Origin of the sequence: Sphaerochaeta sp. UBA5836, from assembly GCF_002432845.1 — a bacterium.
Classification (GTDB): Bacteria; Spirochaetota; Spirochaetia; order Sphaerochaetales; family Sphaerochaetaceae; genus Sphaerochaeta.
In genome coordinates this window covers 52272-65035 of the sequence record NZ_DJGW01000089.1, presented here as the reverse complement: position 1 = coordinate 65035, position 12764 = coordinate 52272, and the positions used below count along the sequence as shown (strand labels likewise).

9 protein-coding genes are annotated in these 12764 nt (G+C 49.8%); 8 read left to right on the top strand and 1 reads right to left on the bottom strand.

Annotated features, from left to right (window positions below; translation table 11 throughout):
• From B3F49_RS08340 to B3F49_RS08320, 5 genes are all read left to right on the top strand, one after another.
• The coding region (locus B3F49_RS08340) for an arsenic resistance protein (RefSeq protein ID WP_414712518.1) at positions 1–288 on the top strand (288 nt) is incomplete at its 5' end.
• Positions 285–1106 (top strand): arsenite methyltransferase, encoded by an 822-nt coding sequence (gene arsM, locus B3F49_RS08335; RefSeq protein ID WP_293895187.1) that lies wholly within the window; start codon positions 285–287, stop codon positions 1104–1106. The genes B3F49_RS08340 and arsM, both read left to right, overlap by 4 nt.
• Positions 1107–1165: 59 nt before the next feature.
• Positions 1166–3982: a DEAD/DEAH box helicase gene (locus B3F49_RS08330; protein WP_293895184.1), complete on the top strand. Its 2817-nt coding sequence runs from the start codon at positions 1166–1168 to the stop codon at positions 3980–3982.
• 3 nt (positions 3983–3985) lie between these two features.
• The gene (locus B3F49_RS08325; protein ID WP_293895181.1) at positions 3986–5830 is read left to right on the top strand and encodes a hypothetical protein; all 1845 of its coding nucleotides are present in this window, start codon (positions 3986–3988) and stop codon (positions 5828–5830) included.
• Positions 5831–5877: 47 nt separating this feature from the next.
• Positions 5878–8043 carry an ATP-dependent RecD-like DNA helicase gene (locus B3F49_RS08320; protein ID WP_293895178.1) on the top strand — a complete coding sequence of 722 codons (2166 nt, stop codon included), beginning with the start codon at positions 5878–5880 and terminating at the stop codon, positions 8041–8043.
• On the opposite strand, the gene B3F49_RS08315 is transcribed toward B3F49_RS08320, so the two are convergent.
• The gene (locus B3F49_RS08315; RefSeq protein ID WP_293910349.1) at positions 8030–8611 is read right to left on the bottom strand and encodes a hypothetical protein; all 582 of its coding nucleotides are present in this window, start codon (positions 8609–8611) and stop codon (positions 8030–8032) included. The two genes, B3F49_RS08320 and B3F49_RS08315, sit on opposite strands and share 14 nt — an antisense overlap.
• A gap of 446 nt (positions 8612–9057) precedes the next feature.
• On the opposite strand from B3F49_RS08315, the gene B3F49_RS08310 reads away from it, so the two are divergent.
• The 3 genes from B3F49_RS08310 to B3F49_RS08300 all read left to right on the top strand — a co-directional run.
• A complete protein-coding gene (locus B3F49_RS08310) occupies positions 9058–9249 on the top strand; it encodes a hypothetical protein (RefSeq protein WP_293910347.1) in 192 nt (63 codons plus the stop codon).
• Between the two features lie 135 nt (positions 9250–9384).
• Positions 9385–10677 (top strand): ATP-binding protein, encoded by a 1293-nt coding sequence (locus tag B3F49_RS08305; protein WP_298505880.1) that lies wholly within the window; start codon positions 9385–9387, stop codon positions 10675–10677.
• 147 nt (positions 10678–10824) lie between these two features.
• Positions 10825–12764, top strand: a 1940-nt coding sequence (locus tag B3F49_RS08300; protein ID WP_293910343.1) for a hypothetical protein, incomplete at its 3' end; no start/stop codon positions are given.

Genomic DNA, 12764 nt, shown 5'->3' with positions numbered 1-12764 from the left:
GTTTTGATCGCCATCCCGCTTGTCATCCAGACGTTCTTCATCTTCTTTGTTGCCTACCTGTGGGCCAAGGCATGGAAGCTGCCACATGATGTAGCAGCCCCGGCCGGGATGATCGGGGCCTCCAACTTCTTCGAGCTTGCCGTGGCAGTCGCGATCTCGGTCTTCGGCCTGAGCTCCGGGGCCACCATTGCCACGGTGGTCGGTGTGCTGGTTGAGGTTCCGGTCATGTTGACGCTCGTCAAGATCGCAAACAGAACCAAATCGTGGTTCCCTGGTAAGAACGCATGAAAAAACAGCATACCCATCGGGTGATCACCGACTACATCAAAGAGCGATATGGGGCGATTGCACGCAATGGATCGGTCAGCGGATGCTGCAGCACAGGTTGTTCCTGCTCTTTCGAGCCCCAAGACCTCGACCGATTGTCATCCATGCTTGGATATCAACAAGACGACGTTCTTGCAGGTGTTGGCGGAGCAAACCTCGGGTTGGGCTGCGGCAACCCCTTGGCGTTTGCAGCCATCAAGGAAGGAGAGACTGTCCTGGATCTCGGCAGCGGAGGTGGATTCGATTGCCTGCTCGCCCGCAGGCAGGTCGGTGAGAGCGGGAAAGTGATCGGAGTCGACATGACAAGGGATATGGTTGACCTTGCACGCTCACATGCAGCCAGACTTGGGTACACAAACGTCGAGTTCATCGAAGGTTCAATAGAGAATCTTCCCATCAAGGACGACAGCGTCGATGTGATCATCTCCAACTGCGTGATCAATCTTTCGCTGGACAAACAGAAGGTGTTTCAGGAAGCTTTCCGGGTATTGAAGAGCGGCGGGCGCCTTTGTGTATCCGATGTGGTGGCGACTGCAGACCTTCCTCAAGCAATCCGGGATGACCTCCGCTTGCTTGCAGGCTGCGTAGCAGGGGCCGAACATGTACAGATTATCAGGCATCTGCTTGTCGATGCAGGCTTCATCAGTGTCAGGCTGTTCCCCAAAGACACAAGCAGGGAAATCCTTTCATCATGGGTTCCAGGGAGCAGCATCGACCAGTATGTTGCATCATACATCATCGAAGCTGGTAAACCACAGCCCTTGCAAGCTCAGAATTGAATTGCATGCAGACCCGCTCACCTTGATTCCTTGCTTCGTCCTGTGCATAATCTCTTATCATGGAATCAACGACAGGTAAGCGTGGCAGACCGAAGAAGGATACCACCGTGGTGGCGGTTCAAGGAGAGGCAAAACCGACTGGTCGGTTTTTCTTCCATCTGATAGAAAAAAAAGACGGTTGGGGTTTACAGCTCCTGGATTCTAAAGGAAATACCTGCGAACCCGATTATCACCGCTATACCGGATGCATCCGCAATGCATTGAGGGAGTTCTTCCTCATGTATCAGAAGGAGCAGAAGTATCTGCGTTGGGATGCCTTGAGCGAACTGGAAACAGGCTTTCTTGTGCATGATCCCGGCCCGAGGCTTATCGAGCTTGCTCTTCGATCCCAGCTTCTGCTTGATGAAAATCACCACATACTGCAGCCAAGCAACGAGGAATCGAGCATACAGCTGGTGCTGGAATCTCCGCAAGCACACCTGGTGACCGCTTATCCAAGCATACGTACGGCCGATCAGACAGTACTAAACAAGGGTACATCAATCCATCCAATCTCATGCGAGCATGTCGTACTCGGCACCCAAGTCTTCCATTGTGAGGATTTGGGTCCCTATTGGAATGAATGGAACATTCTGAATGCCAGCCTGAAAGCATCTGACTTGGAAACCTACCTATCCTTGATTCTTTCCAAGTTTCCCACGATCACTCTTGCCTATGAAGGCTATAGCATACACAACACCCATCCGGTACATGCCAATCCAAGCTTGTATTTCAAGGAGATTGATGCCTATGGATACCTTCACATTCTCCCGCTCATCCATCTACAATCCTATCCCCCCGGTTTCTTTGAAGAACAAGACATCATCAAAGTCGTCCAAATTGATGAAGCGGAGAAACGGCTGAGCATCTCAGAGGTGGTGTATCCCGAGGATCCTGCAGAAGATTTTCGGGCGTTGCTTGCAAAAATGGGCAAGGAGGCAAAAACCTCTGTATTCGAGGAGGAGGGGCACTTCATCCTGGAATCTGATTTCGCCCAACGATTCCTCTCCCTCTCCATGGGAGAGCTCATCGCGCGGTTCACCCTCTTCCAAGCTGCGATACTGAGCAAGTTCAAATTCAAATTTGCACAACCGAAATTGAGGCTCTCCTTGGGAAGCGGCATCGATTATTTTGAAGGTGATGCCGAGATTTCTCTGGAAAACGAGACATTTTCCTTCACCCGCTTCCTATCCGAGTATCAAAAAAACGGCTTCATCATGCTCAATGACGGCTCGCGCGTCTATCCCGACATGAAAAAGCTGAGACGCTTTGAGCGGCTGGTACATCAGCAATCGAAGCAAAAAGAGACGGTGCAAGTCTCTTTCTTCGACATCCCTGCCCTGGAGAAAGAAGCCGAACTGCATATCAAGGGGGATGGAGCCGACCGTATGCAGGCATTCTATCAAGGATTCAATACACTCAGTGAAAAACCTGCCACGTATGAACTGGCCGAAGGAACACTTCGACCGTATCAGACCTATGGGGTGCAATGGATGGAGTACCTGCAGCAGTACCACATGGGAGCCTGTCTGGCCGACGAGATGGGTTTGGGGAAAACCGTCCAGGTAATTGCCTTGCTGCGGAACCTGTACAAGAAAGGAAACCAAGCCCCCACCCTGATCCTGGTGCCACGCTCCCTGATTTTCAACTGGCAGAGTGAACTCTCACGTTTTGCTCCCGAACTTTCCTGCACGCTCTACTATGGAAATGCCAGGCAGGTATCGCAGCTTGAGGACCCGCAGGTACAGATCATACTTTCCAGCTATGCCACCATTCGCAATGACGCGAAAGAACTCGCCAAAATGCGTTTCTGCTACATAATTCTTGATGAGTCGCAAACCATCAAGAATCTGGAAACCAAAACAACGAACGCAGTGCTTGCACTGCGAGCTGAACACCGCTTGGCCTTGAGCGGAACGCCGGTGGAAAACGGCCTTTCTGAGTTGTACAGCCTCTTCCAATTCCTGAATCCGCTGTTTTTCTCAAGCCAGAAAGAATACCTGCAGACGTACCTGAAACCAATCCAGGAAAACCAAGACCCCGATGCGCTCAAGGATTTGAAAACCAGGCTCTACCCCTTTATGCTCAGAAGAGTAAAAAAGGATGTTCTCAAGGATCTTCCCGAGAAAACCGAACAGACCGCATATATTGAATTGGAGCCCCAGCATTTGGCCATATATCACAAACGCAGGGAGGAATTGAAGCAGAAAGTCAGCGGAGCGGTATCACAAGGAGGCATTGCTAAAAACACCTTCATGATCCTACAGGCGCTTACTGAACTACGCCGCTTGGCCTCGGTTCCGGAAGCTGATGGTGGGTATCCAGGAATCTCCGCCAAACGGTCCTATTGCAAGGATGTGGTCTCATCCCTGGTCAACGATGGCCACAAGTGCCTGATTTTCACCAACTTCCTGGCAACCATCGAGCTGATCAGCGAAGATCTCTCATCGATAGGGATTGAGCATTTGGTCATGACTGGAGCCACCGTCGACCGCCAGTCGTTGGTCCAGCGCTTTCAAAGTGATCCATCCATCGGAGCCTTTGTCATGACCTTGAAAACCGGAGGCCTTGGATTGAACCTCACTGCCGCAGACTACGTCTTCATTGTCGACCCTTGGTGGAACAGGGCGGCGGAAAACCAAGCCATCGACCGGACTCATCGCATAGGCCAGACAAATCCTGTTTTTTGTTACCGAATGATAGCCAAGGACACCATCGAAGAGAAGATCTTGGAATTGCAGCAGAGAAAAGCGGATCTTGCGTCCTCCTTGCTCGCATCCGATTCCAATGCAGTCAAGGCGTTGTCCGTAGAAGACATCGAACAGTTGTTGGGGTAAAAGATGGCAGCAAAGAGACAGAGTGTTCACCATAATTTGGAATTGGAATTGGAGCCAAAGGTCAAGCTGTCGAAATCGGCACAGGCCTTTTCCATTGAATTACAACGATTCACCCAAGAAGAACTGACCAGGTTCCAAACATGCCTGGTTGGGGAAACCCTGCAGAAAGTCCAGAAATCTACACAATGCGATCAGATCGCCCGGCTGCTCGACTTCCCTACCCAGCAAGCATTCGATGCCTTCTTCTCTTGCCTTCCCCCCTATCTGCAGAAGCTGATACAAGCAGGTTGTTATAACCAGTATATCGATACAAGAAGCCAGGACTGGGAGGTGGACGAGCCTCTCATCATCGAGGACACGAAACACTACTATTACTACTACAACACCCGGTTCCGACCCAACTCAAAATATCGGCTGGGGTTGTTTACTGTCTATGACCAGTATGTTCTTCATCTTGATGAACTTTTTGCAAACCTGTTCCGCCCCTTTCTGTACAAAGAGGAGAATTACATCCCCCGGCCTCTGGATAGAGTAGAATCACAGGTATGGAGCGTCGAGAACCAGATACATGAAGTATTCCCCTTATTCGTTGAATCCTTGATCCCCCTCATCAAGAAGAGGGATCTAAACACAATTATCAGAAAGGGGTTGTTGAAAGGAAATATCAAGGATCTCAGGGCCTTGTGCGGACTGCCGCCCTTTCCGCTCTCCTCGGAATACAACCTTGACCCCCTGGTATTGCTGGCCAAGTTTGTGCTGACTTTTGGACCGAACACCCTTACAAGGCCGGATGACGGGATGGCTATGATCAAGACTCTGGTGCAGTCCATGCTCTTTATGAGAAATCCCAAAACGAACCTCAACTATGGCAGTTTCTTTGAATACTATTCACTGCTGGACCAATGCAGCCTGAGCGGCGGCTACTCCTATTCGACGGCTTTGGACGATGCATCACGAAAGAATCTTGTAAAAGCCCTCACAAGCCTGCAGGTGGGGCCTTGGTACTCGGTGAATGAACTCTTCGAATCATCCATCATCCATGGCTTCTTTCTGCAGTTCTCCAATCAGGATATATTGTATTCCGCCCTCACCATCCGTGGTCAGCGAATCCAGTTGCCCTATGCCGAATACACAGCCTATGACGACAAGGGTTTCCACCCGACAGGGGCATTGCTACGACCCTTGTTTGAGCGTCCTTTGTTCAGTGCGTATCTCTACCTTTTTGCATCACTCGGCCTCTTTGACATTGGAGAAACAAAGCCCGAGCTCCTATTGACCAAGAATGACAAGCTGCACCCACTGACACCCTACGAGGCCCTGACTCATGTTCGACTCACTTCGTTCGGAGCCTGGTGCTTGAATATGGTAGAAGAACGCCCCCAACAGAAGAAACAGGTGTTTGAAACCATCACCGATACAGAACTTCTCTTGGTAACCATCAAAGGGAAATCCTTGGAACGAAGGTTGTTCCTGGACCAGATCGGGATTCCCCTGGGCCAAGAACGATATAGAATCACCGAAGCCTCCTTCATCAGGGGTTGCACCTCCTCTTCGGAGATACTCCATCGCATAAAAAAATTCAAACTCATCATCGATGCGGAACCCTCTGCAAGGTGGCTCCAGTTCTTCCAATCCGTTGAGAGACGTTCCTCCCTGTTCGCCCATGGAGAACAGGTATTGCTGTACTCCTTTCCCGATGATCCTGAGATACGCAGGATGTTCTCCACCGATCCAGCCTTCAAAAAACTGGTGATCAGGGCGGAAAACAACAACGTAGTGGTCAGAAAGGCGAACCAGAAAGCGTTTCAGAAGCTGCTGATGGAGCACGGATATTTGAATACGCTCTGAAAACGTCACCTGTCATAGGGTGGACTTCAAATAACAGGGAGATTTTCATGGATACGCTGCGTTGCGTCGTCGAACGCATAACCTTCCAGAGCGAAGAGAGTGGATTCGTCATCTTGAAATGCAAAGCAAAGGGTCATCATGACCTGGTGACCGTCGTTGGAGCAATACCGACGGCCGTGGTAGGCTCGGTACTGAGCCTGCAGGGATTCTGGAAACACGACAGCAACTATGGAACACAATTTAGCGTCCAATCCTGTGAGGAGTTGCTGCCTGCCACCATCGACGGCATTGAAAAGTATCTTGGTTCAGGCTTGATCAAAGGAATAGGACCCTACTACGCCAAGCAGATAGTCAGCACCTTCGGCTTGCAGACATTTGAGATATTGGAACAGGATATCAATCGATTGCAAGACATCCGCGGCATTGGGAAGGTCCGCTTTGAACTGATGCGCAAGAGCTGGCTCGAGCAAAAGGAAATCAAGAACCTCATGCTCTTTCTCCAAAGCTTCGAAGTAAGCACCACCCATGCCACGAGAATCTTCAAAACCTATGGGGAGCAGAGCATTGCCGTAATCAAGGAGAATCCATACAAGCTGGCCGATGACATCCGGGGGATCGGATTCAAGACTGCAGATACCATTGCAGAGAAGCTTGGAGTGGCAAAGGATGCTTCAATACGATTGCGTTCGGGCCTCCTCTACACCCTCAACGTACTGAGCGAGAACGGCCACTGCTTTGCCCTTATCCCACAGTTGCTCGAGCATGCTGAATTTCTGCTAGAGACTACAGACGATAAGCTCAAACCGGTCTTGGCCGGGATGGTAGAGGCCGCTGACATCATCGCCGACGATGAAGCCATCTACCTCCCTCCCTTCCATCACGCTGAAACAGGGGTAGCAAAGAAGATTCTGAGACTCATCGCATCCACACCCCGAAGCCAAGAGGAGTGCATGCACATCATCGAACGCCTCAAGCATCCCAAGCCAGGGGAGATTTCATACGATGAGATGCAACTGCAGGCCATCATGACAGCCCTGCAGAGTACGTTCATGGTGCTCACCGGCGGGCCCGGTACCGGCAAAACAACAACCACACTCGGCATCATCCAGGCCTTTCAACACACAAAATCACGCATACTGTGTGCAGCTCCCACAGGCAGGGCTGCAAAGCGAATGACTCAAGCGACGGGGATGGAAGCAAAAACCATTCATCGCTTGCTTGAGTTCAAACCACCGCAGGGCTACCAGAGGAATGCCGACCATCCGCTTGACGGGGATGTCCTGATCATTGACGAATGCTCGATGATCGATATCATCCTGATGCACAATCTGCTCAAGGCGGTTCCACCTGCCATGACGGTCATCATGGTGGGTGATACCGATCAGCTGCCTTCAGTCGGAGCCGGCAATGTACTGTCGGACATCATAGCATCGGGTTTGGTGCCGGTAGTGAAGCTGACGCGAATCTTTCGGCAAGCCCAGGGAAGCCGCATCATCATGAACGCCCACCGCATCAACCAAGGAAGGAGCATCGATACGGCAAACAGCAGGACTTCCGATTTCTTCTTCATCGAAAGCAACTCGGCCCAGGATGCTTTGGAACAAATTCTGGATTTGGCGGCCACACGGCTTTCTGCCTACTACCATGTCGATCCGATACGGGACATCCAAGTACTCACACCCATGCAACGTGGTGTCGTAGGGGCAGCAAACCTGAACAGGATGTTGCAGGCGAGACTGAATCCCTCTTCAGGCAACCCCACTCTCACCCATGGTGGTACCGAGTATCGCCTGACGGACAAAGTCATGCAAATCAAGAATGACTATGACAAGGATGTCTTCAACGGTGACATTGGAACGATCACCGATATCAATACAGAAGACCAGGAGATCACAATTACCTTTGACGACCGCCCGGTTGTGTACGATCGATCGGATTTGCATGAAATTGTTCTCGCCTATGCCACGACGATCCACAAGTCGCAGGGGTCTGAATATCCCATCGTGGTCCTGCCGTTCATGATGTCGCACTTTGTCATGTTGCAGCGCAACCTGCTCTATACTGCGGTAACGCGCGCCAAGAAAGTATTGGTGCTGATAGGTGAGAAAAAAGCCGTTGCCTATGCAATCAAAAACCAGAAGCAACAGGGACGGAACACAAGGCTCAGTGTCAGGCTGAAGGAGGGTGGTGCAAAGCCGCTCACCTTGCGATGAAAGCATCGGCCCAGTCGGGGCATTGCTCGCTGAGAAAGGAGTGCAGTGTCTCCAGACCCGAACTGTCATCCGGATGACGATGGCGCCAATCGCTGAGGATATCCGTTGCAAACGAATCAGGATAGTCTTCGGTATAGTCGCTGAAGTCGGTGGTTGCTTCCTTTTGAAACTGGTAAAGCCCCTTCAAGACACCTTCAATATATGTCAACTCCGAAGCAAATTCACCGATGGCATGAAACGTGTTGATCTGAAACAGGAAGGGAGAAAAAGCTTCCATGACCATTTCATCTGCAACTTCGTACTCATCACGATACCCACCATCCCACTGTCTTCCTGATGCTTCCCAGCAATCATGAGCTTCCAGGGAGTTGAGAGCGTAATACACCTCTTGTGCGACATCCTCGATGGAAACATCGTTGAACACACCAGAAGAGAGCTGTGAAATCTCACTCTCAAGTTCAGGATGATTCTGCCTCAACATGGACAGAACCTGCAACGCCTGCTCGCCACTGAGGGGGTAGGATTTGGCAGTTCCTGAACTTTTTGTGCGCTTTGTAGTTTTTCCCATTGTTTTATTTCCTCATCCAGCCAAGCTTGGTATGGATTACCGGTAGTGTATACGATGCTCAGTTTTGCCCCACCGCTCTGCTCGCTCGACCTCACCATCCATCGGCTTGATTGTATCGCCGCACCTGGGAATCAGCAAGGTGACAACCCCTTGCTTTTCAGAGAGATTTCACCCAGTCGCTTGCCCTGCTCTTTGTTTTTCATGAATCCGGTTTATTCAGGAGGTAGAGACAAGCATCGATCGGCGTCCAAACTCTATGGCGTCTGCTCTGATTATGCCGCAGTGTTCAGTGCCATCGCCATCCACTACAGCCTGATGGAGGGAAGGGACATCCGCATCACAGCGTGGAAGAAGTACATGCCGGTCGACATACCCTTCAACCAGCGTCCCAGCGCCGACTACAGGATGAGCCCTGCGCGCTTTCCAAGAGACTCGAGACGAACGACATGTACTTCTCTGAATGCCAGATCCAGAATGCTGCCGTGGAGACCTACATCCGCTACCGGTCTGAACTCTTTCTGGACGGGCTCTGGGTCTCCTTTGATGCAACAATTCCCACTGGTCCATATCTGACTGAAACGTACAGTGTCGTTAGTTATTCCGAAGGAGCCAATACAGAACTGTGCACCATCACCTGAACTTCTGTAGTCGGAAACTTGAAAGTTGGTCGACATGTAGACCAACTTTCGATTTTATTTGCATTCATACAAAGAAAGAGGCATAATTGAGTTGAAAGTTAGTCAACATGTAGACGTACTTTCAACCGAGGGACTATGCATATTCAGAGAACCAAATACTTGGAACAGCTTAAGGCTAGCAGATTTAATGGACAAGTCAAAGTAATAACAGGATTAAGAAGATCTGGAAAAAGTTATCTTCTCTTCAAGATTTATCGTGACTATCTCCTCGAGGATGGGGTGAAAGAAGATAATATCCTACAAATTGTATTGGATGATGATGTATTCGAGAATCTGCGTGATCCAAAACAGCTCTCCCAATTCATCCGCTCGCGTATTACAGAAAAGAACCAACAATATTATGTATTTCTTGATGAAGTACAGTATGCGATTTCGCAAGAAGAGATAAAAAATCCTGACAAACCTATTTTGCTGTACAGTGTTCTTAATGGGTTATTGCGCCTTGGAAATGTTGATCTCTATGTAACAGGGAGTAATTCAAAATTCCTTTCCAAAGATGTCATGACAGAATTTCGGGGACGAGGCGACGTCATTCATGTCCTTCCATTATCATTCAAAGAGTATTATTCCTACATAGGAGGAGAAAAGGCTGAAGCATATGAGCAATATGCAATGTACGGCGGTATGCCCTTTACCCTCTCAAAACAATCCGATGAGAAAAAGGGACAATATCTTTCAAGTCTGTTCACTGAAGTATATTTTAAAGATATCATCGAACGGTATAACGTTGAGCTGCATGATGTCCTGAGCCAACTAACAGACAACCTCTGCTCTTCTATAGGCTCTTTAACAAATGCAAATAAAATATCAAGAACACTATCAAGTGACAGAGGCAGAAAAATCGCCTCGGAAACAATAGCGAAATATATCGAATATCTACTCGATTCGTACCTTTTCAAAGAAGCTAAACGTTTTGATGTAAAAGGAAAACACTATTTCCAATATCCCAATAAATACTACTGCACTGATATCGGACTCAGAAATGCAAGACTCAATTTCAGGCAACAAGAAGAAAGTCACATCATGGAGAACATCATCTTTAATGAATTGGTAGGAAGAGGGTATTGTGTCGATGTTGGTGTAATTGAAATCACAGAGACAACCGGTGAGGGAAAAAGGCTTCAGAAACAATGTGAGATTGATTTTGTAGTACATTCCGGATCTTCAAAGTACTATATCCAAACAGCGTTGAATCTTGAATCCGAAATGAAAAAAAAGCAAGAATTGAGACCGCTTCTTGGCATCAACGACTCATTCAAGAAAATATTGATAACAAAAACATACGCAAAGCCTTGGACAGATGAAAAAGGTATCCTTCACGTAGGACTGTATCAGTTCTTACTTGACGAACATTGCCTCACGTTGTGATGAGTTCCCCGTGTATAGTAAACCCTATTGCATAGAGCCGATGCCGATGTGTGCAACCTCAAGGTGAAAAACTCCTTTTTGATTTGACAGCACAATATCCTCGGCTATAGTAATAGATGATTGCCACTCTATTCCAACGGAGGTTGTATGAAACCGAGAGACAAAAGGAAGATCTACTTCTGCCCTCGCTTTCATGTTAACTTCTACCACTCCTATCGCGGCGACAGCGCCGATGAGCAGGGTTTCGGCAAGGACATACGCATTATCAGAGGCATCTTGGATGACCTGGATGCACTGCGAAGAGAGGGCCTCACCGTCCACTGTGCCTGGGATTTCGATAATGTATTCTCGTTGGGCACCCTTATCCCCCGACATGCACCCGACATTCTGAAGCGTATCAAAGAACGGGTGGCTTCAGACCTCGATGAAATCCATGTGATGTCCTGGAACAACGGCCTGTTGAGTGCTCATACCACCGAAGAGTTCAAGCTGGCCATCGAATGGGCGTTGAGGGCCCCCGATGGGTCGGGAATCATCGATGTGTTCAACACCTGCACATCCATAGCCAGGCCCCAGGAGTGCATGGTAACGCCCTCTCATCTCAAGCTCTACAAACAGTTGGGGATCGATACCATCTCAGTCTATTACAGCGCCATTCCATTCAACGGATTCGGCTCATTCGTACCGAAGCTTGGCGTCGGGCAACGCTACAACCCACTGCTGTTGGTGGATGAAAACAGCGGGGAGTCGATCCGCCTGCTGCCGGCTATCAACCAAGGGGACTTGGCAGAGTATGGACTGAGTGCCCGCCGCATGCTCAAGCATATCAGAAAAGAACAATTGGACCTGACAAAGCCCTCCGACCTCATCGTTGTCCTGGATATGGATGCCGACGACACCTTTTGGGAAGGTTTCCTCCCACCCTCCCTTGGCTTTGCCATCCCCTCTTTCGCCGGTCTCTACCGCCTGATCAAAAGTATTGCCGGCCTTGGGTATGTCTCATTCATCAAACCGAGCGAATATCTGGCCGAATGTGAGAACGCAGCAGCGATTTCCTTCGGGCAGGACCTGGCCGATGGATCTTTCGACGGCTATGCGTCCTGGGCGGAAAAATATGAAAACCATCGCCTTTGGACCATGGTCACCCAAGCAAGAAGCTGTTGGGATGCGGCAAAGAGCCTGGTTATGGCATCCGCCAACCTTAGTTTTTCAGCAGAGGATGATTTTCATCAGTGGAGCTCGACCCTCCCGGAAGAACTTCAACAACTCGCCATGCAAACCATACGCACCAGATTGCAGGTTTTGAGCACCACGCACTTCGGATTATCGGCCCCGGTGATGAATGTCCGTCGCCTCCAGACCGCTATTGCCCTGGCTCAGGAATCCATTGATCTGGCAAGGACACTGCATGAGCGCGTACTGGAGCTGTATGCACCTGCTACTCCTGTCATCGAAACGACGGGTTGGAAGAGTGCTCCCCTGAGCTTGGAAACAGAGTCTGAGGGAACGCTTGTCCTGCAAACACAAATCGGATCCTCCACACTGTGTCATGCAATCAAGGCCCCCTGGGTTGTGTATGGCAAGCGCCTGTGCAGCAGCACCAATGTCGTCTGGCAAGCATCCACCGCCAACGGGATCATCACCATCGGTGGTGAAGGGTCGGAACCTGTGCGCTGGAGCAGAACAGCCAGACTTGATGAGAAAACCCAGACCCTCTGTCTTGATTGCATGATTGAATACCCGTCCACCACCCGGCAAGGATATGGGAAATTAAAGGCCCAGCGGCTGGGACGAACCTGGGATGCAAAGTGGGAACAAACAGCCCCCTGCGAGATTGTCGCCTTTGAGAAGCTGCCGCTTGCAACCACTGCAACCGTATGGAAGGAGGATTTCGGAAAAGAACTTGGGAGCTATCCTTTGGACTACTACGCCTATGGGAAGAATAACGGCCTCTGCTCGATCAACAACCATGTCACACCCAGCTGGCTTGCCCTCAGTGATGGATCGTCGGGGATTCTCATAGCGCAGAGTTGCAAACACCTCCATGGTTTTGCATTCTGCCCCATTCGACAATCGATCCACGACGG